Source organism: Serratia sp. Res13-Sevr-LER1-36-b (genome assembly GCF_015673035.1).
In the GTDB taxonomy this organism is placed as follows: Bacteria; Pseudomonadota; Gammaproteobacteria; order Enterobacterales; family Enterobacteriaceae; genus Chania; species Chania fonticola_C.
Genome location: NZ_JADACK010000038.1, coordinates 192,331 through 218,669, shown reverse-complemented (window position 1 = coordinate 218,669; position 26,339 = coordinate 192,331). Strand labels below are relative to the sequence as shown.

At 54.1% G+C, this 26,339-nt stretch carries 24 protein-coding genes and 1 other RNA gene; 14 read left to right on the top strand and 11 right to left on the bottom strand.

Translation table 11 applies throughout. The annotated features are described in order from the left end of the window. Window positions 1-53: 53 nt before the first annotated feature. Window positions 54-1,103: a PLP-dependent cysteine synthase family protein gene (locus IMQ33_RS23165; RefSeq protein ID WP_024528386.1), complete on the bottom strand. Its 1,050-nt coding sequence runs from the start codon at window positions 1,101-1,103 to the stop codon at window positions 54-56. A gap of 122 nt (window positions 1,104-1,225) precedes the next feature. On the opposite strand from IMQ33_RS23165, the gene IMQ33_RS23160 reads away from it, so the two are divergent. The 5 genes from IMQ33_RS23160 to amtB all read left to right on the top strand — a co-directional run bounded on the left by IMQ33_RS23160 (window position 1,226) and on the right by amtB (window position 7,249). Continuing rightward, complete coding sequence (locus tag IMQ33_RS23160) at window positions 1,226-1,687, top strand: Lrp/AsnC family transcriptional regulator (RefSeq protein ID WP_021180156.1); 462 nt, start codon at window positions 1,226-1,228, stop codon at window positions 1,685-1,687. An 80-nt stretch (window positions 1,688-1,767) separates the two neighbouring features. Next, the gene (locus tag IMQ33_RS23155) at window positions 1,768-3,543 is read left to right on the top strand and encodes a SmdA family multidrug ABC transporter permease/ATP-binding protein (RefSeq protein WP_098928413.1); all 1,776 of its coding nucleotides are present in this window, start codon (window positions 1,768-1,770) and stop codon (window positions 3,541-3,543) included. Next, window positions 3,536-5,314, top strand: coding sequence for a SmdB family multidrug efflux ABC transporter permease/ATP-binding protein (locus IMQ33_RS23150; protein WP_065686268.1), 1,779 nt, complete (start codon window positions 3,536-3,538; stop codon window positions 5,312-5,314). The genes IMQ33_RS23155 and IMQ33_RS23150 overlap by 8 nt, the downstream gene beginning before the upstream one ends. Before the next feature lie 272 nt (window positions 5,315-5,586). Beyond that, window positions 5,587-5,925 carry a P-II family nitrogen regulator gene (gene glnK, locus IMQ33_RS23145; RefSeq protein ID WP_004949337.1) on the top strand — a complete coding sequence of 113 codons (339 nt, stop codon included), beginning with the start codon at window positions 5,587-5,589 and terminating at the stop codon, window positions 5,923-5,925. Window positions 5,926-5,962: 37 nt separating this feature from the next. Continuing rightward, window positions 5,963-7,249: an ammonium transporter AmtB gene (gene amtB, locus IMQ33_RS23140; protein WP_138106246.1), complete on the top strand. Its 1,287-nt coding sequence runs from the start codon at window positions 5,963-5,965 to the stop codon at window positions 7,247-7,249. A gap of 53 nt (window positions 7,250-7,302) precedes the next feature. On the opposite strand, the gene tesB is transcribed toward amtB, so the two are convergent. Then, the gene (gene tesB / locus IMQ33_RS23135; RefSeq protein ID WP_024484389.1) at window positions 7,303-8,166 is read right to left on the bottom strand and encodes an acyl-CoA thioesterase II; all 864 of its coding nucleotides are present in this window, start codon (window positions 8,164-8,166) and stop codon (window positions 7,303-7,305) included. Window positions 8,167-8,400: 234 nt separating this feature from the next. On the opposite strand from tesB, the gene IMQ33_RS23130 reads away from it, so the two are divergent. Continuing rightward, a complete protein-coding gene (locus IMQ33_RS23130) occupies window positions 8,401-8,889 on the top strand; it encodes a YbaY family lipoprotein (RefSeq protein ID WP_024484390.1) in 489 nt (162 codons plus the stop codon). A 53-nt stretch (window positions 8,890-8,942) separates the two neighbouring features. On the opposite strand, the gene IMQ33_RS23125 is transcribed toward IMQ33_RS23130, so the two are convergent. After that, window positions 8,943-9,257, bottom strand: a complete 315-nt coding sequence (locus tag IMQ33_RS23125) for an MGMT family protein (protein WP_065686270.1) — start codon at window positions 9,255-9,257, stop codon at window positions 8,943-8,945. Window positions 9,258-9,464: 207 nt separating this feature from the next. Between IMQ33_RS23125 and ffs the strand changes: the two genes are divergently transcribed. Further along, window positions 9,465-9,561, top strand: an RNA gene (gene ffs / locus IMQ33_RS23120) — signal recognition particle sRNA small type. Window positions 9,562-9,636: 75 nt separating this feature from the next. On the opposite strand, the gene IMQ33_RS23115 is transcribed toward ffs, so the two are convergent. Further along, window positions 9,637-11,424 (bottom strand): adenine deaminase, encoded by a 1,788-nt coding sequence (locus tag IMQ33_RS23115; RefSeq protein WP_196062917.1) that lies wholly within the window; start codon window positions 11,422-11,424, stop codon window positions 9,637-9,639. A 136-nt stretch (window positions 11,425-11,560) separates the two neighbouring features. Here IMQ33_RS23115 and IMQ33_RS23110 point away from each other — a divergent pair, with 136 nt between their 5' ends. Beyond that, complete coding sequence (locus IMQ33_RS23110; protein WP_024484393.1) at window positions 11,561-12,487, top strand: LysR family transcriptional regulator; 927 nt, start codon at window positions 11,561-11,563, stop codon at window positions 12,485-12,487. 82 nt (window positions 12,488-12,569) lie between these two features. On the opposite strand, the gene IMQ33_RS23105 is transcribed toward IMQ33_RS23110, so the two are convergent. From IMQ33_RS23105 to IMQ33_RS23095, 3 genes are all read right to left on the bottom strand, one after another. Beyond that, the gene (locus tag IMQ33_RS23105) at window positions 12,570-12,773 is read right to left on the bottom strand and encodes an HHA domain-containing protein (RefSeq protein WP_021180142.1); all 204 of its coding nucleotides are present in this window, start codon (window positions 12,771-12,773) and stop codon (window positions 12,570-12,572) included. A gap of 50 nt (window positions 12,774-12,823) precedes the next feature. Next, window positions 12,824-13,192 carry an Hha toxicity modulator TomB gene (tomB, locus tag IMQ33_RS23100; protein WP_021180141.1) on the bottom strand — a complete coding sequence of 123 codons (369 nt, stop codon included), beginning with the start codon at window positions 13,190-13,192 and terminating at the stop codon, window positions 12,824-12,826. A gap of 157 nt (window positions 13,193-13,349) precedes the next feature. Then, window positions 13,350-13,703: a hypothetical protein gene (locus IMQ33_RS23095; RefSeq protein ID WP_065686474.1), complete on the bottom strand. Its 354-nt coding sequence runs from the start codon at window positions 13,701-13,703 to the stop codon at window positions 13,350-13,352. A 379-nt stretch (window positions 13,704-14,082) separates the two neighbouring features. On the opposite strand from IMQ33_RS23095, the gene IMQ33_RS23090 reads away from it, so the two are divergent. The 3 genes from IMQ33_RS23090 to IMQ33_RS23080 are packed head-to-tail and all read left to right on the top strand — an operon-like array spanning window position 14,083 to window position 16,535. Next, window positions 14,083-14,775, top strand: a complete 693-nt coding sequence (locus IMQ33_RS23090) for a metal ABC transporter ATP-binding protein (RefSeq protein ID WP_196062916.1) — start codon at window positions 14,083-14,085, stop codon at window positions 14,773-14,775. Next, window positions 14,775-15,632: a metal ABC transporter permease gene (locus IMQ33_RS23085; RefSeq protein ID WP_065686281.1), complete on the top strand. Its 858-nt coding sequence runs from the start codon at window positions 14,775-14,777 to the stop codon at window positions 15,630-15,632. Before IMQ33_RS23090 ends, IMQ33_RS23085 begins: the two co-directional genes overlap by 1 nt. A 24-nt stretch (window positions 15,633-15,656) precedes the next feature. Continuing rightward, window positions 15,657-16,535: a metal ABC transporter substrate-binding protein gene (locus IMQ33_RS23080; protein ID WP_186579552.1), complete on the top strand. Its 879-nt coding sequence runs from the start codon at window positions 15,657-15,659 to the stop codon at window positions 16,533-16,535. Window positions 16,536-16,642: 107 nt separating this feature from the next. On the opposite strand, the gene ykgO is transcribed toward IMQ33_RS23080, so the two are convergent. From ykgO to sdeX, 4 genes are all read right to left on the bottom strand, one after another. Continuing rightward, window positions 16,643-16,783 carry a type B 50S ribosomal protein L36 gene (gene ykgO / locus IMQ33_RS23075; protein ID WP_021805462.1) on the bottom strand — a complete coding sequence of 47 codons (141 nt, stop codon included), beginning with the start codon at window positions 16,781-16,783 and terminating at the stop codon, window positions 16,643-16,645. 12 nt (window positions 16,784-16,795) lie between these two features. After that, complete coding sequence (locus IMQ33_RS23070) at window positions 16,796-17,053, bottom strand: type B 50S ribosomal protein L31 (RefSeq protein ID WP_024528397.1); 258 nt, start codon at window positions 17,051-17,053, stop codon at window positions 16,796-16,798. Between the two features lie 158 nt (window positions 17,054-17,211). Beyond that, window positions 17,212-20,358, bottom strand: coding sequence for a multidrug efflux RND transporter permease subunit AcrB (gene acrB / locus IMQ33_RS23065; protein ID WP_065686284.1), 3,147 nt, complete (start codon window positions 20,356-20,358; stop codon window positions 17,212-17,214). A 17-nt stretch (window positions 20,359-20,375) separates the two neighbouring features. Then, window positions 20,376-21,557, bottom strand: a complete 1,182-nt coding sequence (sdeX, locus tag IMQ33_RS23060) for a multidrug efflux RND transporter periplasmic adaptor subunit SdeX (protein WP_065686285.1) — start codon at window positions 21,555-21,557, stop codon at window positions 20,376-20,378. A gap of 142 nt (window positions 21,558-21,699) precedes the next feature. Here sdeX and acrR point away from each other — a divergent pair, with 142 nt between their 5' ends. The 3 genes from acrR (at window position 21,700) to mscK (ending at window position 26,336) form a co-directional block, all read left to right on the top strand. Further along, window positions 21,700-22,347 (top strand): multidrug efflux transporter transcriptional repressor AcrR, encoded by a 648-nt coding sequence (gene acrR, locus IMQ33_RS23055; protein WP_065686286.1) that lies wholly within the window; start codon window positions 21,700-21,702, stop codon window positions 22,345-22,347. A 21-nt stretch (window positions 22,348-22,368) separates the two neighbouring features. After that, the gene (locus IMQ33_RS23050; protein ID WP_024484402.1) at window positions 22,369-22,722 is read left to right on the top strand and encodes a DsrE/DsrF/TusD sulfur relay family protein; all 354 of its coding nucleotides are present in this window, start codon (window positions 22,369-22,371) and stop codon (window positions 22,720-22,722) included. A gap of 221 nt (window positions 22,723-22,943) precedes the next feature. Then, entirely contained in the window at window positions 22,944-26,336 is a 3,393-nt protein-coding gene (gene mscK, locus IMQ33_RS23045; protein ID WP_196062915.1) for a mechanosensitive channel MscK, read from the top strand. Window positions 26,337-26,339 lie beyond the last annotated feature (3 nt).

Below are 26,339 nucleotides of genomic sequence, written 5' to 3'. Positions count from 1 at the left end.
CCGGCTTTTTTTATCCCCTGAACTTCGTCTTAATGAGTTGGCAACCTAATAAGTTATTTACCTGACAAGTTAGCCAACTGAGCGCTATATGGCGTCAAATCGCCGATATGGTTGCTGACCCAGTCGCTGTTGTAATAGGTATCCAGATAGCGCTCGCCGCTGTCGCATAGCAGGGTGACGATGGCACCTTGCTCGCCTTTATCCCGCATCTGCTTGGCCAGTTGCAGTGCTCCCCATACGTTGGTGCCGGTTGAAGCGCCAACCTTGCGACCAAGAATATTTTCCAGCCAATAAATGGTGGCGATACTGGCGGCATCTGGCACGCGCAGCATGTTGTCGATCACCGAAGGGATAAACGACGGTTCGGCGCGTGGGCGGCCAATCCCTTCGATGCGGCTGCCACAGCTGCCGATGATGGTGCGATCGCCATGATGGAAGCAGTCGTAGAACACCGAGTTTTCTGGATCGACCACGGTGAGTTGAGTGTCATGACCTTGATAGCGAATATAGCGCCCCAGCGTTGCTGAGGTGCCGCCAGTGCCAGCACTCATCACGATGTGTTTCGGAACCGGGTGCGGTTCGCGCTCCATCTGGCGGAAAATGCTGTCGGCGATGTTGTTGTTACCACGCCAGTCGGTGGCGCGTTCGGCAAAGGTGAACTGATCCATATAATGGCCGTTCAGCTCTTTGGCCAACTCCTCTGACACCGCATAAATCTGGGCCGCATGATCGACAAAATGGCTGCGGCCACCGTAAAAGGCGATTTGCTCCACCTTACGTTTAGCGGTGCAGGAAGGCATCACCGCGATAAACGGCAGGCCGAGCAGGCGGGCAAAATAGGCTTCCGATACCGCCGTGCTGCCCGAAGAGGCTTCAATAATCGGCGTGTTCTGGTTGATCCAACCGTTACAGAGCCCATAAAGGAACAGCGAACGCGCCAGGCGGTGTTTCAGACTGCCGGTGGGGTGGGTGCTTTCATCTTTCAGGTAAAGATAGATGCCGGGAAATTCCGGCAGGTTCAAGCGGATCAAGTGCGTATCGGCGGAGCGTTGGAAATCCGCTTCTATTTCACCAATAGCATATTTTACCCAAGCGTTTGTCATGATCTGGCCTCAAAATAGGGTCTTAATTTATGCAGTAGCATAGCGGTTCAGCGAGAAAAAAGGATTGCCATTTTTCCTGTTTAATCGCCTAATGGGAGAAATATTTTCTATGAAATCACCTTATGTTGGATAAAACTGACCGAAAACTGCTGTGCATGCTGCAACAGGACTGTACGCAATCGCTGCAAGTGCTGGCCGAAGCGGTGAATCTGACCTCAACGCCCTGCTGGAAACGGCTAAAAAGGCTGGAAGATGAAGGTTACATTCGCGCGCGCGTCGCGCTGCTGGATAATGAAAAGCTCGGGCTTGGCCTGACGGCGTTTGTGCTGATAAAAACCCAGCAGCACAGCAGCGAGTGGTATCAGAAATTTGTCGATCTCACCGCGCAGATGCCGGAAGTGTTGGCGTTTTACCGTATGGCGGGGGAGTATGATTACCTGATGCAGGTCGAGGTGGCGGACATGAAAAGCTATGACAATTTCTATAAGCGCCTGGTGACCGGCGTGCCGGGGCTGATTGATGTTACTTCCAGCTTCGCGATGGAAAAAATCAAATACACCACGGCGCTACCCGTGCCAGAGTGAAATCGTCACTCTACTGTTGAATGTTAAGGTTGCAGGGCTGCAGCCGGTAATTTGTCGGATATTGTCTGGAATAAAACTGCGTGAGACTCTTTGCTCAAATCGGCTGGTATTTCCGCCGCGAGTGGCGCCGCTACCTCGGGGCCGTGGTGCTACTGATTGCCATTGCCATATTGCAACTACTGCCGCCTAAGCTGGTTGGTATCATTGTTGATGGCGTCACCAAGGATCAGATGTCCAACAAGGTACTGATGGCCTGGCTGGGGTTGATGATTGGTACCGCCATTGTGGTTTATCTGTTGCGCTACGTGTGGCGAGTGCTGCTGTTTGGAGCTTCCTACCAGTTGGCCGTCGAACTGCGGGAAAACTTCTATCGCCAACTCAGCCGTCAGAACCCGGCCTTCTATCTGCGCCACCGTACCGGCGATTTGATGGCCAGAGCGACCAATGACGTGGACCGTGTGGTGTTTGCCGCCGGTGAAGGCGTGCTGACGCTGGTGGACTCTCTGGTTATGGGGCTGGCGGTGTTGATCGTGATGAGCACCCAGATCAGCTGGCAATTGACCCTGCTTTCCCTGATCCCGATGCCGATCATGGCGATCGTCATCAAATACTATGGCGATCAGCTGCACCAGCGTTTCAAGTCGGCGCAGGCTGCGTTCTCCAGCCTCAACGATCAGGCACAGGAGAGCATGACCAGCATCCGTATGATCAAGGCTTTTGGCCTGGAGGATCATCAGTCTAACCAGTTTGCCGAAGTGGCAGCGCAAACCGGCGCGAAGAATATGCACGTGGCGCGAGTTGATGCGCGCTTTGATCCAACGATTTACATCGCTATCGGTGCGGCCAACCTGCTGGCGATCGGTGGTGGTAGCTGGATGGTGGTTAACGGTTCCCTCACGCTGGGTCAACTGACCAGCTTTGTCATGTACCTTGGCCTGATGATTTGGCCGATGTTGGCACTGGCCTGGATGTTCAACATCGTCGAGCGCGGCAGTGCCGCCTATAGCCGTATCCGCAGCCTGCTGGAAGAGGCTCCGGCCGTGAAGGATGGTGAACTCGATTTGCCCGCCGGGCGCGGCAACCTGAGTGTCGAAATCAACGCCTTCCATTATCCGCAAACCAACAAACCAGCGCTGCATGACGTGGCGTTGCAGCTGCAGCCGGGGCAAATGTTGGGGTTGTGTGGGCCTACCGGCTCGGGTAAATCGACGTTGCTTTCGTTGATCCAGCGCCAATTCGATATTGATGACGGCCATATCAGCTATCACGGCTTGCCACTTACCCAGATCAAGCTCGACGAGTGGCGTTCACGCTTGTCGGTCGTTAGCCAGACGCCGTTCCTGTTCTCCGATAGCGTGGCCAATAATATTGCCTTGGGCAACCCGGCGGCCACTCAGGAACAGATTGAACAGGCAGCGCGCCTGGCCAGCGTGCATGAAGATATTTTGCGTTTGCCTCAAGGTTACGAGACCGAGGTGGGTGAACGCGGCGTGATGCTTTCTGGTGGCCAGAAGCAGCGTATTTCCATCGCGCGGGCGCTACTGCTGGAGGCGGAAATTCTGATCCTCGACGATGCTCTCTCGGCGGTGGATGGGCGCACCGAACACCAGATCCTGCATAACCTGCGCAGTTGGGGGCAAAACCGCACGGTGATCATCAGTGCGCACCGCCTTTCGGCCCTGACGGAGGCCAGCGAAATCCTGGTGATGCAACACGGCACGGTGGTACAGCGCGGGCAGCATGGGCAATTGGCTAGCGAGCCTGGCTGGTATCGCGACATGTATCGTTATCAGCAATTGGAAGCGGCGTTGGATGAGGCTCCTGATAGCACCGAGGAGGTTTTGGCCGATGAGTAAAATCCAAACTATATGGCCAACGCTGAAACGTTTGCTGGCCTATGGCTCGCCTTATCGTAAACCCCTGGGGTTGGCGGTATTGATGTTATGGGTAGCTGCGGCGGCGGAAGTCGCCGGACCGATCCTGATTGGCTACTTTATTGATAACTATGTTGCCAAAGGGCAGCTGCCGCTGGTGATCGTCAGCTCCCTGGCGGTGGCTTATATCCTGCTGGAACTGCTCGCTGCGGCGTTACACTATTTCCAGGCCATCCTGTTTAATCGGGTGGCGGTTGGGGTGGTACAACGGTTGCGCACCGATGTGATGGACGCAGCCCTGCGCCAACCGCTGAGCGCCTTTGATACCCAGCCTGTCGGGCAATTGATCTCGCGGGTAACCAACGATACCGAAGTGATCAAAGATCTGTATGTGATGGTAGTGTCCACGGTACTGAAAAGTGCGGCGCTGATCGGGGCAATGCTGGTGGCGATGTTCAGCCTGGACTGGCGCATGGCGCTGGTGGCGATCTGCATCTTCCCGGCGGTGCTGGTGGTGATGGGGATCTATCAATACTACAGCACGCCGATCGTGCGGCGGATGCGTAGCTACCTGGCGGATATCAACGACGGCTTCAACGAAGTGATCAGCGGCATGGGGGTGATCCAGCAGTTCCGCCAGCAGATCCGCTTTGGTGAGCGCATGAGCGCGGCCAGCCGCTCGCATTATACCGCCCGGATGCAGACGCTGCGGCTGGATGGTTTCCTGTTGCGGCCGCTGCTTAGCCTGTTCTCTGCCTTGGTGCTATGCGGCTTGTTGATGCTGTTTGGCTTCAGCGGCGAAGGCGCGATTGGCGTGGGGGTGCTGTATGCCTTCATCAACTATCTTGGCCGTTTGAACGAACCGTTGATTGAACTGACCGCACAGCAATCGATATTGCAGCAGGCCGTGGTGGCCGGTGAGCGTATTTTCGAACTGATGGATCGCAGCCAGCAGAGCTATGGCAGTGACGATCGCCCGCTGGCGAGTGGCCGTATCGATATCAGCGACCTGAGCTTTGCCTACCGCAGCGACAAAAAAGTGCTGCAACATATCTCTTTGCAGGTGCCGTCACGGGGTTTTGTTGCCCTGGTGGGCCATACCGGCAGCGGAAAGAGCACCCTGGCTAACCTGTTGATGGGCTATTACCCGCTGAGCGAAGGGGAGATTCGTCTGGATGGTCGTCCGTTGTCCAGCCTTTCACATCGTACCCTGCGCCAAGGTATTGCTATGGTGCAGCAAGATCCGGTGGTGATGGCGGAATCGGTGCTGGCGAACGTCACGCTTGGTCGCTCTATCGGTGAAGAGGCGGTCTGGCAGGCGCTGGAAACGGTGCAACTGGGGGAACTGGTACGTAGCTTCCCACAGGGCATCCATACGCGCCTGGGGGAGCAGGGGAATAACCTGTCCGTAGGACAGAAGCAGTTGTTGGCCTTGGCGCGCGTGCTGGTCCAGGCACCGCAGATCCTGATCCTGGATGAAGCGACCGCAAACATCGACTCTGGCACCGAGCAGGCGATCCAGCGTGCCTTACGGTTGATCCGCGAGCAGACGACGCTGGTGGTGATCGCCCATCGCCTTTCAACCATTGTGGATGCCGACTCTATTCTGGTACTGCATCGCGGTCATGCCGTGGAGCAGGGGAACCATCAGCAGTTGTTGGCACAGCAGGGCCGCTACTACCAGATGTATCAGTTACAACTGGTGGGCGAAGAGTTGGCTGCCACAGCTCGCGACGAAACTCAGCCTGCATAACTTTAAGCAAGGGCTCCGCTCCAGGAGCCCGCACCACCAACAGGCAAAAGCACTTTTCAACTCCCCCCTACTGCACTTTCCCAACGCGTAATGCACCAAAAAGGTGCGAAATCTCCAGGTGGCGATCTCTGCTTTCGTCCAGAGCTGACCTCTGAATGCGGGTGCTCTATATAATTAATTGAATTTAAACACAAAATAATTTGTGGCACAGCCTTTGCTTTATATGACTCGTACCGGGGGTAAGTTTTTGGGCTTAATCGTGGAGAGGCAATATGAAGCTGGTTACCGTGGTGATCAAACCATTCAAGTTAGAGGACGTGCGTGAAGCCTTATCCTCTGTAGGTATTCAGGGACTGACCGTAACGGAAGTCAAAGGCTTTGGCCGCCAGAAGGGTCATGCCGAGCTCTATCGCGGGGCAGAGTACAGCGTCAATTTCTTACCTAAGGTCAAAATTGATATCGCTATTGCCGATGACCAACTGGATGAAGTGGTTGATGTGATTAGCAAGGCGGCCTACACCGGCAAGATCGGTGACGGCAAAATTTTCGTTGCCGAATTGCAACGTGTGATTCGAATTCGTACCGGCGAAACCGACGAAGCGGCTCTGTGATCGCAGGCTCAGTCAACTGAATGGGGATGGATTGATAATGAAAAGACTGTTATCCACGTTGGGCCTGAGTTTGGTAACCCTGGTTCCTTCTTTGGCTCTGGCCGCTCCGGCGGTGGCAGACAAGGCGGACAACGCCTTTATGATGATTTGCACCGCGCTGGTGCTGTTTATGACCTTACCGGGCGTGGCGCTGTTTTACGGCGGCCTGCTGCGCTCGAAGAACGTCCTCTCCATGTTGACTCAGGTGACCGTCACCTTTGCCCTGGTGTGCGTGCTGTGGGTCATTTACGGCTACAGCCTGGCGTTCAGCGAAGGTAACGCCTTCTTTGGTGGCTTCCAGACGGTGATGCTCAAAGGGATCGGTATAGACAGCCTGACCGGCACCTTTAGCCAGATGATCCACGTGGCGTTCCAGTGCTCCTTCGCCTGTATTACCGTGGCGTTGGTGGTGGGCGGCTTTGCCGAACGCATCCGCTTCTCTGCGGTGGTTATTTTTGCCGCCATCTGGTTCACGATTTCCTACCTGCCGATTGCGCATATGGTTTGGGGTGGGGGCTTCCTGGCAGCCGACGGCGCGTTGGACTTTGCGGGCGGTACTGTGGTGCATATCAACGCCGCCAGTGCTGGTCTGGTAGGGGCCTATCTGTTGGGTAAACGTGCTGGTTATGGCAAAGAGGCCTTTAAGCCACACAACCTGCCGATGGTATTTACCGGAGCCTCGATCCTGTATATCGGCTGGTTTGGCTTCAACGCCGGTTCGGCCAGTGCGGCCAACGGTATTGCGGCGCTGGCGTTCCTCAACACGGTAATAGCCACTGCCGGTGCAATCCTCTCCTGGACCTTCGCCGAGTGGGTCGTACGCGGTAAACCATCTCTGCTGGGAGCCTGCTCGGGCTGTATCGCGGGTCTGGTTGCGATTACGCCAGCAGCGGGTACCGTGGGGGTAGGTGGTGCGCTGATTATTGGCCTGATAGGCGGTGTCGCTGGCTTGTGGGGCGTGGTAACGCTGAAGAAATGGCTGAAAGTGGACGACACCTGCGATGTGTTTGGTGTGCACGGGGTGTGCGGTATCGTTGGCTGTCTGTTGACCGGCGTCTTCACCGCCTCATCACTGGGCGGAACGGGCTACGCCGCTGGCGTCACCATGGGGCACCAGGTGTGGGTCCAGTTGCTGAGCGTTATTGTGACGCTGGTGTGGTCAAGCGTGGCCGCGTTTATCGCCTTTAAGGTAGCCGGGGCCGTGGTGGGGCTGCGCGTACCGGAAGAGCAGGAACGTGAAGGCCTGGATGTGAACAGCCACGGCGAGAATGCTTACAACCAGTAAAATACGTTGAATGAAACACCGAGGGGGCGATGGATACATCGCCCCTTTTTCATTTAAACATCGCGCTTGCGGATCACGCCTTCTTGCACCGTCGTGGCTACCAGCACACCGTCGCGGGTGTAGAACTGGCCGCGCACAAAGCCACGGGCACCGGAGGCTGAGGTGCTTTCTACCGCATACAGCAGCCAGTCGTCCATTCGGAACGGACGGTGGAACCACATTGAGTGGTCAATGGTAGCAACCTGCATGCCCGGCTCGAGGAAACCGACGCCATGTGGCTGTAGTGCCGTCAGCAGGAAGTGGAAGTCAGAGGCGTAGCCAAGCAGATACTGATGGATCCGCAGGTCGTCTGGCATGGTGCCATTGGCGCGGAACCAGACATGGCGATAAGGCTCTTCCACGCTGCCCTTCAACGGGTTGTGGAATTTCACCGGGCGCATTTCAATCGGCTTCGGGCCAATGAACTTGTCGCGCACTTTTTCCGGCAGCATATGCGACAGCTTTTGCGCTATTTCTGACTCCGACATCAATCCTTCCGGCGGCGGGACATCCGGCATGGTGTTTTGATGTTCAAAACCTTGCTCGGGGCTTTGGAAAGAGGCCGTCATGTAGAAAATGGGTTTGCCATTTTGAATGGCGCTAACGCGGCGCGCGCTGAAGCTATTGCCGTCGCGCAGGGTTTCTACGTCATAAACAATCGGTTTACTGCTATCCCCAGGGCGCAGGAAATAGCTGTGGAAGGAGTGAACGATACGCTCCGCAGGAACGGTTTGCTTGGCGGCATACAGCGCCTGGCCGACCACCTGACCGCCAAAGACCTGGCGTAGCCCCAGATCTTCGCTTTGGCCACGAAATAAACCTTCTTCAATTTTTTCCAAATCCAGCAGTTCGAGGAGGTTGTGCAGTGCCTGGCTCATAAAGTGGCGATCCTTTTAGTCATCATGTTGCGCAGTGTGCTGAATATGATGGCAGGACGTCAATATATTGCGTTATTTCTGCGGGGGAAGCTGCCGCAGTCAGGGGCTGCGTCATGAGGCCTTAGGGCTATTTAGGCCTAGTCCGATAGGCAGTTGTTAGTATTTTGTGCTAGGTTTAATCAGTGTAGTGGTTTAAGCCACCAACATGTGACTAATAATAAAGGAGACCGACCCATGAAACTCTGGCAAATGGTAGGGGGAGCAGCCGCATTGACGATCACACTGGCAGGCTGTGCCCACAAGAATGCGGATGTGCCAACGCAGACGGCTAACGCTGCGGCCTCGCAAACGCAGATCCAAGGCCCGGTGGTGCAGGGCTCAGTTAATATTCGCCAGCGTATCGCGCTGCCACCGGATGCGGTACTGACAGTGACCCTGTCCGATGCATCACTTGCTGACGCCCCTTCACGAGTGATTTCACAGCAGGCGATGCGTACCGAAGGTCTGCAGAGCCCGTTCCGCTTTACGCTACCGTACAATCCAGCGGACATTCAGCCTAATGCGCGTATCATCCTGAGCGCGGCAATTACGGTGAATGGCCAGTTGATGTTTATCACCGACACCATTCAGGAAGTGATCAACCGTAACGGGACTCAGGCCGATCTGCTGTTGGTACCGGTACAAAACGTTCCGGTTCAGGTCGCACCGACCCCAGCTCCGTAAGCAGCAATGCCTGCTTCTGACAGCCTTTGTGCCTTTGGCCAAGGGCTGTTTTTTTACCAGTGCCAGCCATACCGTTCAAAATCAACCGTGCTTTGCGGGCCAAAAATAATCCCTTCTGCCAGTAACGCCTGCCGTTGGCGCTGAAAATCTTCACCCTGCTGTGAGATCTGCCCGTGGCGGTTAATGACCCGGTGCCAGGGCAGGGCGCTGCCCTCTGGTAAACGCCGTAATACGCCGCCAACCTGGCGTGCCGCACGGGGTGAGCCTGCCAGCCGCGCAACTTCACCGTAGGTAGTGACCTTGCCAGGAGGAATGGCGGCCACGATATGGAATACGCGTTGGCTGAAGGTAGCGTCTTCTGGTTGCATGACTCTCTTCCTGCGTGATGGGTTGGGCGGCGAATATTTGTTCCTGACAATTTAGCAACATTGCTACTCGGTAACCAATCTAAACGAGTGTGCGATTGGGGAGATGGGTAAGAAAACAGCGGTTGCTCCCGGTTGGCTTGCTATTTGCTTGGCCATCACCGATAATGCCCACCGCTTCGCAATTCAAGAAGCCGTCAATGGGGGCCCTGTTGGTTCTCCCGCAACACTAACTGGTGAACTCGGTCAGATCCGGAAGGAAGCAGCCGTAGCGAGTGACGTGTGTGCCGGGATGTAGCTGGCAGGGCCTCCACCAATTTCTAGCTCTCCCCCCCCCAAAAAAAAGCACCGACAAGCCGCCGATGCCTTACCTATATGATGTTTATGCCTGGGTTTCCCAGCAGGCCACCAGCGGATCGACGATCTGGCGCGTTGTGCCGTCGGTCAGGCCCAAATCCGTCAGGTGCGGTCCGGCATTGCATGCCAGGCAGGTGCCCTCAATCGCTTTGAACACCCGGTAGGGTGGTTCCCAGTCTGCAACCTTGGCACTCAGATCGCGCAGGTTTTTAAACTGCTGCGCCAGCTGTGCGGCGGGGAGATCGGAAAGCATTCCTGCGATCGGCATGGCTACCTGCGCCAATATTTCACCGTTCTGGCTGAGAGCCATGCCGCCGCCGGTGGCGATCAGCGCGTTGGCGGCCAGCGCCATGTCATGAGGATCGCGGCCTAGCACCACCAGGTTATGCGAATCATGAGAGTAGCTGGTGGCAATCGCCCCCCGTAATTCGCCCCAACCTTCCAGCAATGCCAACTGAGGCTTGGCTGGGTGCCGCGCGTGGCGATGCTGTACCCAAATCAGACTGAACCCCGGCGGGAGCTGTACTTTGCCGTCGCGGACTTCTACCGTGGTTTCATTCCATTGGGTGAAACGTGCCCCTTTGATATGGCGCAACGTGGCCTGGCCGTGACGAATGGCCGCAATCCGCATGATGAAGTCATCTGCGACCAATGGTGAAAGATGGAGTGTGTCACGCGGTGCGGATACGCCTGGTGTGGCTTGTACTGGAGCCAGCATTTTGCCCTGCTCTGCCAGACACTGGCCAGCAACGTAAACCCGCCGTGCCTGAAGGTGTTCCAGGGAGTCAAAGACGACCAGATCGGCGATCCTTCCTGCGGCAATCAGGCCCAGATCGTTACGTTGCAAGCGTATGGCGGCATTGAGCGTAGCCATCCGTAGTGCATCGGTGGCCGGTAATCCATGTTCAATCAGCAGATTGAGCAGGGCGATAACGCCGCCTTTCTCCAGCAGCATATCGGGTGGCACATCATCAGTGCAGAGGGTGATTTGGGAGGAGAAGTGCGGCAGAGATTTTAATGCCGCAACAATTTCAGGCAACAGATAAGGATGAGAGCCCCGGATCTCCAGCGTCAGCCCAGAGCGTAGTTTCTCCAGAGCATCGGCAGCAGAGGTCAGCTCATGATCGGAGGTCACGCCTGCAGCCAGATAGGCTTGCAGCTGCGGGCCGTTCAAACCGCGCGCATGGCCTTCAATCAATTTTCCGCTGTTAAGCCCGGCGTTGAGGATCTCCTGCATCCGTTCGCTGCCGTGCAGCACGCCGTGCATATCCATCACTTCCGCCACGCCGCCCACCTCGGGCCAGGCTAGCATGGTATCCATCTCATTACCGCCAAAGTCGGCACCGGACATTTCCAGCCCAGGGGTCGAAGGCACGCTGGAAGGTGCAGCGCAGATCATCCGTAGAGGCAGGTTGCGGCTGGCATCTACCGCGTAGCGTACTCCCGCAACGCCAAGCACGTTCGCCAATTCATGAGGATCCCAGAAAATGGTGGTGGTGCCCTGTGCGACGACGATCTCGGCATAGCGTTCTGGCAGCAGATGGGAGCTCTCAACGTGCACATGGGTATCGATCAGACCTGGGCTGAGGTAGGCTCCCGCCAGGTCTTGTGTCCGATGTGCCGTTGGCAAGGAGCCACAAGGATGAACGCTGGCGATCAGCGGGCCGACAATGCCAATATCAACCAGGCGGATTTCCCCGGTAACCATGTCGATCAGGTTGGCATTGGTCAGCAAGAGATCAAATGGCGTATTACCCAGCGCAGCCTGTACGGCACGTTGGCGTTCACCGTTACTGACAGAAAAGGTGGTCATGATAATCCCCGGAATAAGAGTAAGGGAGTTACTGTAGGCGGGGGCGTAAGCTTTGCACAGATGATTTAATTTATTGTGTGATAAGAAACGTTTATGCTGTGGCAAACGTTTACCTCTTTTCCTGGCAGGTTAGGCTATGTCCGAGCCATGGCGACGGTTACCCGCGCTTTCCCTCAAGCAAATTCAGTACTTTGTGACCCTGGCGCAGCTACGACATTTCACCGATACCGCCAGCCGTCTGGCCATCAGCCAGCCCGCGTTAAGCAGTGCGCTGCGGCAAGTCGAAACCGTGCTTGGCGGGAAGTTGGTCAATCGAACCGCCTCTGCGGTGACCCTGACGGAACTAGGCACGGCGATCCTGCCGCATGCGCAACGGCTGCTGAATGTGGCTCACGCTACCTTTGATGATATGCAGCGCGTCATGTTGGCCGGAGGGGATGGCACGTTACGTATCGGTCTGGTGCCTTCGGTAAGCAACCTGCTGTTTCCTGCGGTACCGCGATTGCTGGCGCAACATTTCCCGCGTTTACGCGTAGAATTCCACGATCAAACCAATGATTCCCTGCTACTACAGTTGGAAAATGGGCAGATAGATTTCGGCATTGGGGCTTTGGACAGCTCGGTGCCGGATCGGCTTGAGATTTATCCGTTGCAGGAAGATCCGTTTGTGGCGGTGATGCGCCGGGACGATCCCTTGGCGGATCCACATCATCTGCCCTGGCGGCAATTGGCTAACAGAGATATTGCGGTATTTTCGAAAGGGAATAGCAGTCGATTGGTGTCGGCACTGGCGGAAAGCCATCGTCTGAACTTAACGGCGCGTTATCAGGTTGATTTTCTGGAAACGTTGTATGGTTTGGTGCGGTCACAATTAGCGGTGGCTATTTTGCCTCAGCTTTATACGACGCATTTAAACGATGAAGAATTAACCGTTATTCAATTACAACAGCCATTACTTAGCCGCACTGTGGCACTTATGCGCAGCGCAAAACAAAATCACTCGCCTTTAATTGAAAACTGTTTCCAGTTGCTACTGCACGATTTCCAGCTCAGAGGCAAGTAAACTTGAGTTTTTAAGATAATGCTTAATCTGAGCGACCATTGAAGCCGATAATATTATCGGCCCAACGCAAGGCTACTTTTGATTATCTTACAAATTTCCAAACGGCGACCGGAATTTTATCGTACAGCTTGTTCATGGTCAGTTCGGCCAGGCGATGATCGGCAGCAGAGTAGAACAGCTCTAGCTCATCGTCAGAGAGTTCGTACTTATTTTTCTCAATCACGCGCTCAAGGGTTTCAATCGTGGTGCATTTACGCAAACGCATCAGATAGTCAATTTTTGTCATGATAACCTTTAGTCTTATTAACCATAAAATTATTTGAGGATAATTATCCCCTAAGTTTTCATCGTGGTACAGACGCCCTCTCCTGAGAACAATCTGAATGTGCGCGCCTTGGTTTTTTGCCAGCGACGCAAATCGGAGTCATTAATACCGTAGCTGCTAAACAGGGTGTAGGTATCGTCGAGGTACTCTTCGACCAGTTCCGATAAATCACCTTCGTCCATGTATTTAATTTTAAAACTCATTACAAACGAAGCAATATGTTCGATCAGCTCATTAAGCTGCAGATTGACGGCGGACGTTGGATCGTTAACCCAGCCGTGGTGGCTGTCACCCAAGGTAGCGATGCCTTCGTCGTACAAATTTTCACATAAGAATTTGAGTTGAGCAATATCGTGCCTTTTAGGCGAATACTCATCCATATCATCCCCCGTCAGTCTTAATTTCGGTGTTGATAACACTCTGTGAGTACATTGACTTAACATCATATGCTGTAAAGCTTAGCTCAGGCTTAATAAACTTTCAGCATATTAAATATAAATCATTTTTTGCCATCTAGCTTGTTACTATTACCGAAACTTACAATTCGTCAGCGGTTGATGGCCGTGAGTTGTCGATAATCTCAAACACCAAACCCTTTTCCGCCACGGTAAAAGTGACAGAATCATTTATGTATTCGTCACCACGGATATCCAGGCATGCGTTAAAAATCGACCACTGATAGCGGTAACTCATTGAATACTCGCTATTACTTATGCAGTTAATCTCAATGATTTCTAATGAGCCTTCCACATAGCGTGCATTCTCGGAGTAAAAGCTCAGCCCACTAGTGAGCGCTGGTACCAAGTCAGATAATTGATTACCGACCACTTTTCTTAATTGTTTCACAGAAAGTGTGTCTACTTCGGAACAACGGCTTAGCGTCACTAGCATTTGGATATCTGGTTGTATCACATTCTATGCCTCTATCTTACTCCTTTTCCAGCCTTGATGGGCAAACTTTTCACTCAATAACGCTTTTTTACCCAGCTTTGAGATTTTTACCGTTCGATAGTTCTGCCACTCACCCAGCAGCATCGGCTCGATAGCCTGGAAATGTTACGTTCCGTTGCATTATTCGCACTTGAACGACTTGAGGATCTCTAGTTTGTGTGATGTTATATTATTACATTAATGTACTCTTTTTGGCGATAACCATGCTGTCTTTCCTTCCCGTTACCCTGTTTTCCTCAGCCGCAGTTTTGCGCTGCGGAGCCGTTAGCGTATTGCTGACCTTACTATGGCTAGCCATTGCGTGGGCGGTTGTGCTGCCATGATAACGCTGCAAAATGCCATCGTGGGTTATGACCACACCCCTCTGTTTCCACCGTTATGCGGTCGCTTTGCCGCCGGTTCATTAACGGCGGTGATTGGCGTTAACGGTGCCGGTAAATCTACGCTATTGAAGTCGTTGGCCGGTTTGCATCCGCTGCTGGGCGGGAAGCTACATTTTGCGGGAGGGAAGGCTACGGCGATGGCCTATTTGCCACAACTGGCGGAGTTGGATCGTCAATTTCCTATTCTGGTTCAGGATTTGGTCGCTATGGGCTGCTGGCCGCAAAGCGGCCTGTTTGGCGGTGTGAATAAACGCTCTATGCAGCAAATTGCAGATGCGTTAGACACCGTAGGCATGAGTTCAATGGCGCGTGAGGCGGTGGGGGAGCTATCCGGTGGGCAGTTACAACGCGTATTACTTGCCCGTTTACTGGTCCAGCAAGCGCCACTGATTTTACTGGATGAGCCCTTCACCGGCATCGATGCGGCAACCACTCAACTTTTGCTGCAGGTCATTGCGCAGTTACACCGGCAGGGTAGAACGGTGATTGCCGTATTGCACGATATGTCTACCGTAGCCAACCATTTCCCCGAAGCGCTGTTGCTCACCCCCGAACGCTGCCATTGGGATAACGCCGAACTAGTATTGGCGCATTATTCGACGGCGGCTAATCAGAGGGGGGCCGCGTAATGACGCTACTCCATCTGCTGCTCGATCCTTTTGTCTCTTTCGGTTTTATGCGCCGGGCATTGGTTGCCTGCTTGGCAATATCGCTGAGCGCTGCACCACTAGGGGTGTTTTTATTGCTGCGCCGTATGAGCCTAGTGGGGGATGCGCTTTCCCATGCGGTATTACCTGGAGCAGCAATCGGCTATCTGATTTCAGGCATGTCGCTGGTAGCCATGGGCGTAGGGGGATTTATTGCCGGGTTGGCTGTAGCCATGCTGTCCGGGCTGGTGAGCCGTAAAACCCCGTTAAAAGAGGACGCCAGCTTTGCGGGTTTCTATCTGGGGTCGCTGGCGTTGGGTGTCACGCTGGTCTCTTTACGCGGCTCGAGCGTTGATCTGCTGCACGTACTGTTTGGCTCGATCCTGGCGGTGGATGCGCAGGCGCTGGTTATGGTTGGCATTATCGCCAGTATTTCGCTGATGATGCTGGCAGTGCTGTATCGGGCTCTGGTGATTGAATCCTTTGACAGCACTTTTTTACGCGTCAGTGCGCCAGGCTCACTGGCGTGGATCCACGGGCTTTTTCTCGCCTTGGTGGTGATTAATCTGGTGGCCGGTTTTCAAATCCTTGGCACCCTGATGTCGGTGGGGCTAATGATGCTACCGGCGACCTGCGCCCGGTTCTGGGCACGAGATTTGCCGCAGACATTAGCCGTGGCTATTGGAATTGGGCTGCTCGCCAGCCTGGTTGGTCTGGAGTGGTCCTACTACGCTTCATTGCCCGCAGGCCCGGCGATTGTCCTCAGCGCCAGCGCGATGTTTTTAATGTCGATTTTGTTTGGGACGCGTGGCGGGATGTTGCGCCGTGCGCGTCATTGAGAAGTGCATCTGCAAGGAGAAAATATGAAATCTTTACCCATAACGCTGGTGGCAGCTGCTCTGCTCGCCAGCCCGTTAGCGCAGGCGAAAACCGTTGAGGCCGTGGCCAGCTTTTCTATTCTTGGCGATATCGTCAAACAGGTGGGAGGTGAACATGTGAAGGTCAGCACGTTGGTTGGCCCTGATGGCGATCCGCACAGTTTTGAGCCATCGCCGCAAGACAGCAAGCAGCTGGCACAGGCCGATGTGGTGTTTGTCAGCGGATTGGGGCTCGAAGGTTGGATCGATCGGTTGGTGAAGGCTTCTGGTTATCAGGGGCCGGTGATCACCGCATCCAAAGGGATCGAGTCGCGCAGCATGGAAGAAGAGGGCAAACAGGTCACCGATCCACACGCCTGGAATAGCATGAATAATGGCGTGCAGTATGCGACCAACGTGATGAATGCGCTGATTGCTGCGGATCCTGAAGATGCCGCCTATTTCCGCCAACGTGGTGGTGAATATATTCAACAGCTTCAGCAGCTCGATAATTGGGCCAAAGCACAGTTCGCAGCGGTGCCACAGCAAAAACGCAAGGTGCTGACCAGCCATGATGCTTTCGGTTATTTTGGCCAAGAATACGGCGTCACCTTCCTTGCCCCGGTCGGTTTTTCTACCGAGGCAGAAGCCAGCGCCAGCGATGTCGCCGGGTTGATCAAGCAGATCAGGCAGGAAAAAGTCCAAGCCTATTTTATTGAGAACCAAACGGATCCGCGCTTGGTGCAGCAGATCGCGGCAGCAACGGGGGCGAAAGCGGGAGGTGAGTTGTATCCTGAAGCACTATCCAAACCGCAAGGCCCGGCGGCCAGCTATGTGCAGGCGTTTAAACACAACGTAGAGGCCATTGTTGGCAGCATGAAGTAAGTTTTATCCCCACCGCGTACGGTGGGTTTTCTCTTTGCAGTGGCATTCGGCAATAAAAAAGCCCCGTTGAGCAGCAACGGGGCTTTGGCTACCAATGACACTTTGGCTTAACGCTTCTTCTTACGTCCCTGTACCGCTTTATAACGCGGGTTGGACTTACAAATCACAAAGACGCGGCCATGACGGCGCACAACTTTGCAATCCGGATGGCGACCCTTCGCCGAACGCAGTGAACTCAATACTTGCATCATCAACCCCGATTATTTTCTGGTGTTAACCAAATGGCCAAACCGCTGCTGGAAGCGCGCGGTGCTACCTTCTTTTGAGAACTCTTTCTGCTTGCCGGTGTAGTACGGATGCGAAGCGGAAGAGACATCTATGGTGACGTAGGGCCAGCTTTTACCCTCAAGCTCGATAGTGCGATCGGTTTTGATGGTCGATCCCACCTTGAAGAAGGTATCGGCGCTGAGATCGTGAAATACCACGGTGCGGTAGTCTGGATGGATGCCTGTTTTCATGATGCTCTCAATTGTTATGTTATACTATAACAATAATTATGCACCTCTCTGGGAGCGGGATCAACCCCAAAATAACGTTAATCAGCGTTGGGACTATTGGCTAACTGACAGACATAAAAAAGGCCGCTTGCGCGGCCTTGATTGTCAGCAGGAAAGCATCAGTGATGCTTAACCGGATGGGTGTGTTCCAGATCATCAGTCTTTTTGCTGAAGCGGCGGCGAACCACCACGAAGAACACCGGTACAAAGAAGATAGCCAAGACGGTAGCTGTCACCATCCCGCCCATTACGCCGGTACCTACCGCGTTCTGAGCGCCGGAGCCTGCGCCACTGCTGATAACCAGCGGCATAACCCCGAGGATAAAGGCCAGTGATGTCATCAGGATTGGACGCAGACGCATACGCACCGCTTCCAACGTTGATTCGATCAGCCCTTTACCTTCTTTATCCATCAGGTCCTTGGCGAATTCCACGATTAATATCGCGTTCTTCGCCGACAACCCAATGGTTGTCAACAGGCCTACCTGGAAGTAAACGTCATTTTCCAGCCCGCGCATGGTCGCGGCCAACAGGGCACCGATGACGCCCAGTGGCACAACCAACATAACGGAGAACGGAATCGACCAACTCTCATACAGAGCAGCCAGACACAGGAACACCACGATCAGTGAGATGGCGTACAGTGACGGAGCCTGGTTACCGGACAGACGTTCCTGATAGGACATACCGGTCCAATCATAGCCGACGCCGTTTGGCAGTTTCGCCGCCAACTCTTCCATCATGTCCATCGCTTCACCGGTACTCTTACCCGGTGCAGCCTGGCCAAGGATTTCCATTGATGGCAGACCGTTGTAACGTTCCAGACGCGGTGAACCGTACTCCCATTTTGCCGTGGCGAAGGCGGCGAACGGAACCATCTGCCCGGTGCTACCCCGCACATACCAGTTATTAATATCATCAGGCAGCATACGGAACGGAGCGTCAGCCTGCACGTAAACTTTCTTCACACGACCGCGGTCGATAAAGTCGTTCACATACGAGCCGCCCAGTGCCGTGCCGAGAGTGGTATTAATATCGCTCAGGGAAACGCCCAGCGTCTGTGCTTTCTCCTGATCGACAATCAGTTTGAACTGAGGCGTGTCTTCCAAGCCGTTCGGGCGTACGCCGACCAGTAAATCAGGATGTTCTGCCGCCATGCCTAACAGTTGGTTACGTGCTGCTGTCAGTTTTTCATGACCCAGGTTAGCCTGATCGATCAACTGGAAGTCGAAGCCGGTCGCCGTCCCCAGTTCCACAATCGCTGGCAGGTTAAAGGCAAATACCAAGCCGTCTTTAATCTGCGAGAAAGCTCCCATTGCACGGGCAGCAATTGCCGGCACCTTGTTCTCTTCACCTTTACGCTCAGACCAGTCTTTCAGGCTGACAAACGCCAAACCGGTGTTCTGACCCTGGCCGCTAAAGCCGAAACCATTAACGGTGAACACCGAGTTAATGTTGTCGCCTTCCTTCTCGTGGTAGTAGCGGTTAACTTCGTCCAGGACTTTCTGAGTGCGTTCCTGAGTGGCACCCGCTGGCATTTGTACCATGGTCAGCAGGATGCCCTGGTCTTCGTCCGGCAGGAACGAGGAAGGTAAGCGCATGAACAGCACCGCCATACCAACCACGATCAGCAGGTAGATCACCAGATAACGCCCAGTGCTACGCAGAATGTTCGCTACGCTATCGGTATAGTGGTGGGTGCTCTTCTCAAACAGGCGGTTGAACCAGCCGAAGAAGCCGGTCTTGATGCCGTGATCGCCTTTCGGGATTGGTTTGAGCATGGTGGCACACAGCGCAGGCGTCAGGATCAACGCCACCAATACCGACAGCACCATGGCGGAAACGATGGTAATCGAGAACTGGCGATAGATTGCCCCGGTTGACCCACCGAAGAAGGCCATCGGGATAAATACCGCTGACAGCACCATGGCGATACCCACCAATGCGCCCTGGATCTGTTCCATCGATTTCTTGGTGGCTTCTTTTGGCGGCAGGCCTTCTTCAGCCATGACACGCTCAACGTTTTCTACCACCACGATGGCGTCATCCACCAGCAGGCCTATCGCCAGCACCATGCCGAACATCGTCAGGGTGTTTATCGAGAAGCCAAACATTGCCAGGATGGCAAATGTCCCCAGCAATACTACCGGCACGGCGATCGTTGGGATCAGCGTAGCGCGGAAGTTCTGCAGGAACAGATACATCACCAGGAACACCAGGATGATCGCTTCAATCAGGGTTTTTACCACTTCGTTAATAGAAATCTTAACGAACGGCGTGGTGTCATAAGGGTAAACAACTTTCAGACTTGCAGGGAAGAACGGTTCCAGTTTGGCCAGCTCTGCCTTGACTTCTGCCGCCGTGTTCAGGGCGTTGGCACCGGTTGCCAGCTTGATACCGATACCGGCAGCAGGCTTACCGTTATAACGGGCAATAACGTTGTAGCTCTCACCGCCCAGTTCAACTTTGGCCACATCACTCAGGCGTACCTGCGAGCCGTCCGGGTTGACTTTCAGCTGGATCTTGCTGAATTCTTCCGGCGAGGTCAGGCGGGTTTGCGCGATGATCGAGGCGTTCAGCTGTTGGCCTTTCACCGGTGGAGTCCCACCGAGCTGGCCTGCAGCAACCTGGTTGTTCTGAACCTTGATCGCTGCGATAACATCGCCCGGGGTCAGTTGGTAGTTGTTCAGTTTGTTGGGATCAAGCCAGATACGCATCGCGTACTGGGCACCGAACAGTTGAACGTCACCCACACCAGAGGTACGGCTGATAGGATCCTTGATGTTGGAACCTACATAGTCCGCGATATCCTCTTGCGTCATGCTACCGTCTTCGGAAATAAAGCCCGCGACCATCAGGAAGCTGCTGCTTGATTTCTCAACGCTGACGCCTTGTTGCTGTACTTCTTGTGGCAGCAGCGGCATTGCCAGCTGCAGCTTGTTCTGTACCTGTACCTGAGCGATATCAGGGTCAGTACCAGAGTTGAAGGTCAACGTAATCTGGACGTTACCGGACGAGTCACTGTTGGAGGACATGTACAGCAGGTTATCGATACCGTTCATATTCTGTTCGATAACCTGCGTCACGGTATCCTGCACCGTTTTGGCGTCAGCGCCCGGGTAGTTGGCGGAGATCGTGACTGCTGGTGGCGCAATGGTCGGATATTGCGCGATAGGCAGCTTCATGATCGACAAGATGCCCGCCAACATAATGATGATGGCGATTACCCATGCAAATATGGGGCGATCTATAAAGAACTTAGCCATGTATTACCGGCTCCTTTTTATGACTTCTTCTCGGGTTCAGACGCAGTCTGTGGCTTGCTATCAACTTCTTGCGCTTTCACCTGAACGCCAGGTCTGATTTTCTGCAGGCCAGAAACAATGACGCGATCGCCCGGTTTCAAACCAGCCGTCACCAACCACTTGTCGCCAATTGCCTGCGCGGCGGTCAGCGTACGCACTTCCACTTTATCGTCCGCACCTACAACCATCGCGGTAGCTTCGCCACGCGGGTTACGGGTGACGCCCTGTTGCGGAACCAGCAAGGCATCGGTACGCACGCCTTCGTCCAGACGGGCGCGCACGAACATACCTGGCAGCAAGGCATCGTTCGGGTTAGGGAAAATGGCACGAATAGTGATGGAACCGGTGGTTTCATCAACGGTCACGTCGGAGAATTCCAACGAACCTTCTTGCGCATATTCCTGGCCGTTTTCCAGCAGCAGCTTCACTTTAGCCTTGCCGTTTTCCTGTTTCAGGGTGCCATTAGCCAATTCCTGCTTCAGGCGCAGATAGTCGTTGCTTGACTGGGTCACGTCGACATACATCGGATCCAGTTGTTGCACGGTAGCCAGCGCATTGGCCTGACCGGAAGTCACCAGTGCACCTTCGGTTACCGATGAAAGGCCGATACGACCAGAGATTGGGGAAGTCACTTTGGTGTAAGCCAGGTTGATACGTGCGGTTTCCACTGCGGCCTTGGCAGCGATCACGGACGCGTTAGCCTGCAGCAGAGTGGAGTTGGCGTTATCGAAATCTTGCTTACTGATGTAGCTGGTACCCAGTAAAGGCTTGTAACGGTTGACCGTCAGACGCGCGATTTCTGCCGCGGCCTGGGCTTTGGCCAGATCGCCTTTGGCACTGTCATAAGCGGCTTGATAGGTCGCTGGATCGATTTGATACAGTGAAACACCCGCCTTGATGTCGCTGCCTTCAGTAAAGTTGCGTTTCAGGATGATGCCACTAACCTGAGGGCGAACTTCGGCGATGCGGTATGCTGCGGTACGACCAGGAAGATCGGTAGTAATATTGAGAGGTTCAGCCTTCAGCGTCACCACACCCACGGCAGGAGCCTGGTGTTGGGCCTGTTGCTGGGTTTCTTTATCATTACATCCTGTAAGCACTAAGCTGCCTGAAAGCATCAGAACTGCCGCCAGAGGCGTTAACCCTCTGTTTTTGTTCATAGAAAAACCTCAAGTGTCCGATTTCAAATTGATCAATGGATCACAAGCTTTAAAACCCATTGCTGCGTTAATTTTATCTGCGTGCTATGGTACATACATTCGCGAATGTATGTAAATCACACTCCCTGTAAAAAACAACAGCATGGCACGAAAAACCAAACAGCAGGCGCAAGAAACACGACAGCAGATCCTTGACGCTGCGGTGAGGGAATTCTCTGAACGTGGCGTATCAGCAACCTCACTGACAGATATCGCCACCGCTGCAGGGGTGACACGTGGTGCAATTTACTGGCACTTCAAGAACAAGGTAGACCTGTTTAATGAAGTTTGGGAGCTATCAGAGTCGAAAATAGGCGACCTGGAGATAGAGTATCAGGCAAAGTATCCCGATAATCCACTGCGTATTTTAAGAGAAATTCTGATTTATATTCTGACCGCTACGGTCGATGACTGTCGGCGCCGGGCATTGATGGAGATCGTGTTCCATAAATGCGAATTTATCGGTGAAATGATGCCGTTACATGACGCTCGCAAGGTGCTTTATCTTGAAGGCTATGATCGTATCGAACGCGTTTTACGCAATAGTATGGAGCAGGGGCAACTCCCTGCCGATCTGCATACTCGCCGGGCCGCAATCATCCTGCGTGCTTACATCACCGGTCTGATGGAGAACTGGCTGTTTATGCCGGAAAGCTTTGATCTCAAAGCCGAGGCGAGTATCTTGGTCGACAGCTTCCTCGAAATGGCGCAGCTTAGCCCTTCTTTACGCGTGAACGCGCCAGCCCGCTAGACCTCGATAAGGAGAATCCCAATGTCATCTCTGTTACTGATTGCCAACGGTGCGGCTTATGGCCAGGAATCGTTGTTCAATGCGCTACGTCTGGCGATCACCCTGAAAGAACAGCAGCCCGAGCTGCAGTTGAAACTGTTTTTGATGTCCGATGCTGTCGTGGCGGGCATTGCCGGGCAGCAGCCGCGTGAAGGCTATCATTTGCAGCAGATGCTGGAAATTCTGACGGCGCAGCAGGTGCCGGTCAAACTGTGTAAAACCTGTGCCGATGCCCGGGGCGTCAGCCAACTGAAGCTGGCCGATGGCGTAGAAATTGGCACACTGGTGGAATTGGCCCAGTGGACGCTGGCGGCGGAGAAGGTGCTGACTTTCTAATTCACAACGGTACGCTACATATCTACATATGCCCTATGGATTTCGAGCTACAGCTAGGCGTTACTATTGTAAGTGGCTGGGGTTAACGCTCACAGGTAACAACGCTGTAGCTTAAAAGACGACGGGGATTTGCGGTTCATCATCTGCAACGCTTTTATTATTCATCGCCAACCTGCGATCGTGATAACCTTGACGCTTCATTGTTAAACCGACGCTAAATCATGAGTCGCAGGCGTATTCTCCCCGTAGTCCAAACTGTTTCCCTGTCTTACGCTGCGGGCCAATTCCGCATTATTACGCTATGGTTTTTGTTGTTGGCGGCGCTGGTTCTGCCTTTGGGCGCGTTCGCGGCACAGAGCGGCGATCTTCCTGCGCGCAGCGACATTCAGAGCCAGATAGAGGCGCTGAACAAGCAAAAAAACCTGACGCCGGTCGAAAAACAATCCCTGCAGGATTTAACCCGTACGATGGAGTTGCTTGACGGCCTCGATCGCACCAAGCAAGAGCTCAATCAGCTTAAACAGCAGGTTCAGCAGGCACCGGCCAAATTACAGCAGGTCACGCGAGATCTGGAATCGCTGAAGAACCCGGCTGATGAAGCGGTAACGCGAGCCGAACTGTTGCCGCTTTCCCTGCGTCAGTTGGAAAGCCGCCTGTACCAAACGTTGGACGAACTGCAGGACACCCAGGAAAGCCTCTCGACCTACAACAGCCAGCTCATCTCACTACAGACCCAGCCCGAACGTGTGCAAAGCAGTATGTACACTGCATCCCAGCGCCTGCAGGAAATCCGTAACCTCCTTAGCGATCGTGCGCCTGGGCAAGAGGTGTTACGCAACACCCAACAGGTCATGCTCAATACGGAGCAGGTGTTGCTGAATGACGAGATAGACCTGCAGCGCAGAAGGCTAGAGGCCAATACCACGCTACAAGATCTACTCCAGAAACAGCGCGATTACACCACTATGAACATCGACGCCCTGGATCGTCGGGTGCAGGTATTACAGGATGTGGTAAACAGCAAACGGCTGACGCTGTCGGAAAAAACGGCGAAAGAGGCGCAGAACCCGGAGGATGCCAGCGATATCCAGAGCGACAAACTGGTGAGCAAAGAGCTGAACATCAACCGGCAAATCAGCCAGCGGCTGATCACCGCCACGCAAGAGAGTAATACCCTGTTCCAGCAAAATATTCAGGTGAAAAACTGGCTCGATCGCGGCCTGCAATCAGAACAAAACCTGAAAGAGCAGATCCAGGTGCTGAAGGGGAGTCTGGTGCTGTCGCGCATTCTTTATCAGCAGCAGCAAAACCTGCCGCCGGGTACACTGGTAGCGGATATGAGTACCCATATTGCGGACTTACGGCTGGAGCAGTTTGAGATCAACCAGCAGCGCGATGAGTTGTTCAAAGGTGATGACTTCATCAACAAACTGGTGGCGGACAGTAAGGAAAAGGCCAGCGGTGACGTGCTTGATGCGTTGAATGAAATTGTCGATATGCGCCGTGAGCTGCTCGATCAACTGAATAAACAGCTCAATAACCAACTGTCGTTGGCTATCAACCTGCAGATTAATCAGCAGCAACTGACCAGCGTCTATAGCTCGGTACAGGACACGCTGACCCAGCAGATTTTCTGGGTTAACAGCAACAAACCGATCGATTTCGCTTGGCTCAAGGGGTTGCCTGGCGCGGTGAAAGAGCAGTTGGCCGGGCTGGATTTTAAATTCGAACCCGGGCAGTTGCTGTTGGGCGGGCTGCATGCCCTGGTGTTCCTGATCCCATTGCTGGTAGTGATTGGCCTACTTCGCTGGCGCTACCGCCTGATTGACAGGCATTTGCAAAAGCTTGCCAATGATGTCGGCCAGCTAAAGCGCGATAGCCAGCTGCATACGCCGAAAGCCATTCTGCTCACCTTATTAAAGGTGTTACCGGGTTCTTTACTGCTGCTCGGTGCCGGGTTCTGGTTCTATCGGGCTGATTTCAGCATCAGCGACTTTATCTGGGCCTTGTCACAACAGCTGGCGCTGTTCTGGTTGGTATTTGGCTTCACTTTCCGCATGCTGGCCCCTGGTGGTATTTCGCAGCGGCATTTTACTATCCCGGCCGATCGTTGTGCGCACTATCGCCGCCAGACCCTCAGATTGGGGCTGGCCCTGTTACCGCTGATCTTCTGGTCAGTACTGGGTGAAAAAGCTCCGCTGAGATTGGTCGAAGATGTTATTGGCCAGGTGGTGGTGATCCTGACGTTGGCGCTATTAGCGGTACTGGTGTTTCCCATCTGCCGCGACCATTGGCGAGAAAAAGACTCCCATAAAGTGCGGTTGCTGATGGTCACCGCGCTGGCTGCCACACCGGTGATCCTGTTAGGGCTGATGTTTGCCGGTTATTTCTATACCACGTTACGTTTGGCTGGTCGTTGGATCGATAGCCTGTATCTGTACTTCCTGTGGAATATCGTTTACCTGGCAGCGATCCGTGGCCTGAGCGTCGCTGCTCGTCGGTTGGCCTATCGCCGTGCCCTGGCGCGCCGCCAAAACCAGGCCAAAGAGAAAGAGGGGGCCGAAGGCAACGAGCCGGTAGAGGAACCCCCACTGGCGCTGGATCAAATCAACCAGCAGTCGCTGCGTTTGACCACCATGGTGCTGTTTCTGATCTTCGCCAGTGCGTTTTATGCGATATGGTCGGATCTGGTAACGGTGATCTCCTACCTCGACAGCGTTACCCTATGGCATTACTCCAGCAGCGTGGCGGGCAGTGTGATACCGCAGGCGGTAACGCTGGGCAATATGATGGTGGCCGTCCTGGCGGTGATCGTCGCTTACGTCATGACGCGTAACCTGCCGGGTTTGCTGGAAGTGCTGGTGTTATCCCGCCTGCAGCTGCGGCAGGGGGCTTCTTACGCCATCACCACCATTCTGACCTATCTGATCACGGCGGTGGGGACCATCACTGCGTTAGGATCGCTGGGCGTCTCTTGGGACAAACTTCAGTGGCTGGTGGCGGCGCTGTCGGTAGGTTTGGGCTTCGGTTTGCAGGAAATTTTTGCCAACTTCGTTTCCGGCCTGATCATTCTGTTTGAACGCCCGGTGCGGATCGGCGATACCATCACCATCGGCACGTACTCCGGGACGGTCAGCAAGATCCGTATTCGCGCCACCACCATTACGGACTTTGACCGTAAAGAAGTGATCATTCCTAACAAAGCGTTTGTCACTGAGCGGCTGATTAACTGGTCACTGTCAGACACCATTACCCGCGTGCTGATTAAAGTGGGGGTGGCCTATGGCTCTGATCTGGACAAGGTCAAGGCGTTGCTGTTGCAAGCTGCGCATGAAAACCCGCGCGTGATGACGGATCCTGAGCCGATGGTCTTTTTCCTCAACTTTGGCGCCAGCACGCTGGATCATGAGCTGCGGTTGTACGTGCGTGAGCTGCGCGATCGCAGCTATACCGTGGATGAATTGAATCGGGCGATTGACCGCCTATGCCGTGAGAACGACATTAATATCGCCTTTAACCAGTTGGAAGTGTACCTGCATAACCAGCAGGGCAACGAAGTGCAGGAGGTCAAGCGGACGCAGGTTCCAGGCATCGGTGATCAACCTGCGGTGTAGGAA

Excerpts from the sequence above, each read along its gene's own strand:
- IMQ33_RS23165 (WP_024528386.1), bottom strand. The coding sequence starts at position 1,103 with ATGACAAACGCTTGGGTAAAATATGCTATTGGTGAAATAGAAGCGGAT.
- IMQ33_RS23080 (WP_186579552.1), top strand. The coding sequence starts at position 15,657 with ATGAAATCTTTACCCATAACGCTGGTGGCAGCTGCTCTGCTCGCCAGC.
- IMQ33_RS23125 (WP_065686270.1), bottom strand. The coding sequence starts at position 9,257 with ATGCAACCAGAAGACGCTACCTTCAGCCAACGCGTATTCCATATCGTG.
- ykgO (WP_021805462.1), bottom strand. The coding sequence starts at position 16,783 with ATGCAAGTATTGAGTTCACTGCGTTCGGCGAAGGGTCGCCATCCGGAT.
- amtB (WP_138106246.1), top strand. The coding sequence starts at position 5,963 with ATGAAAAGACTGTTATCCACGTTGGGCCTGAGTTTGGTAACCCTGGTT.
- IMQ33_RS23095 (WP_065686474.1), bottom strand. The coding sequence starts at position 13,703 with ATGCTAGTGACGCTAAGCCGTTGTTCCGAAGTAGACACACTTTCTGTG.
- sdeX (WP_065686285.1), bottom strand. The coding sequence starts at position 21,557 with ATGAACAAAAACAGAGGGTTAACGCCTCTGGCGGCAGTTCTGATGCTT.
- IMQ33_RS23160 (WP_021180156.1), top strand. The coding sequence starts at position 1,226 with ATGTTGGATAAAACTGACCGAAAACTGCTGTGCATGCTGCAACAGGAC.
- mscK (WP_196062915.1), top strand. The coding sequence starts at position 22,944 with ATGAGTCGCAGGCGTATTCTCCCCGTAGTCCAAACTGTTTCCCTGTCT.
- tesB (WP_024484389.1), bottom strand. The coding sequence starts at position 8,166 with ATGAGCCAGGCACTGCACAACCTCCTCGAACTGCTGGATTTGGAAAAA.
- IMQ33_RS23050 (WP_024484402.1), top strand. The coding sequence starts at position 22,369 with ATGTCATCTCTGTTACTGATTGCCAACGGTGCGGCTTATGGCCAGGAA.
- acrB (WP_065686284.1), bottom strand. The coding sequence starts at position 20,358 with ATGGCTAAGTTCTTTATAGATCGCCCCATATTTGCATGGGTAATCGCC.
- glnK (WP_004949337.1), top strand. The coding sequence starts at position 5,587 with ATGAAGCTGGTTACCGTGGTGATCAAACCATTCAAGTTAGAGGACGTG.
- IMQ33_RS23115 (WP_196062917.1), bottom strand. The coding sequence starts at position 11,424 with ATGACCACCTTTTCTGTCAGTAACGGTGAACGCCAACGTGCCGTACAG.
- IMQ33_RS23070 (WP_024528397.1), bottom strand. The coding sequence starts at position 17,053 with ATGAAAACAGGCATCCATCCAGACTACCGCACCGTGGTATTTCACGAT.
- IMQ33_RS23150 (WP_065686268.1), top strand. The coding sequence starts at position 3,536 with ATGAGTAAAATCCAAACTATATGGCCAACGCTGAAACGTTTGCTGGCC.
- IMQ33_RS23110 (WP_024484393.1), top strand. The coding sequence starts at position 11,561 with ATGTCCGAGCCATGGCGACGGTTACCCGCGCTTTCCCTCAAGCAAATT.
- acrR (WP_065686286.1), top strand. The coding sequence starts at position 21,700 with ATGGCACGAAAAACCAAACAGCAGGCGCAAGAAACACGACAGCAGATC.
- IMQ33_RS23085 (WP_065686281.1), top strand. The coding sequence starts at position 14,775 with ATGACGCTACTCCATCTGCTGCTCGATCCTTTTGTCTCTTTCGGTTTT.
- IMQ33_RS23090 (WP_196062916.1), top strand. The coding sequence starts at position 14,083 with ATGATAACGCTGCAAAATGCCATCGTGGGTTATGACCACACCCCTCTG.
- tomB (WP_021180141.1), bottom strand. The coding sequence starts at position 13,192 with ATGGATGAGTATTCGCCTAAAAGGCACGATATTGCTCAACTCAAATTC.
- IMQ33_RS23105 (WP_021180142.1), bottom strand. The coding sequence starts at position 12,773 with ATGACAAAAATTGACTATCTGATGCGTTTGCGTAAATGCACCACGATT.
- IMQ33_RS23130 (WP_024484390.1), top strand. The coding sequence starts at position 8,401 with ATGAAACTCTGGCAAATGGTAGGGGGAGCAGCCGCATTGACGATCACA.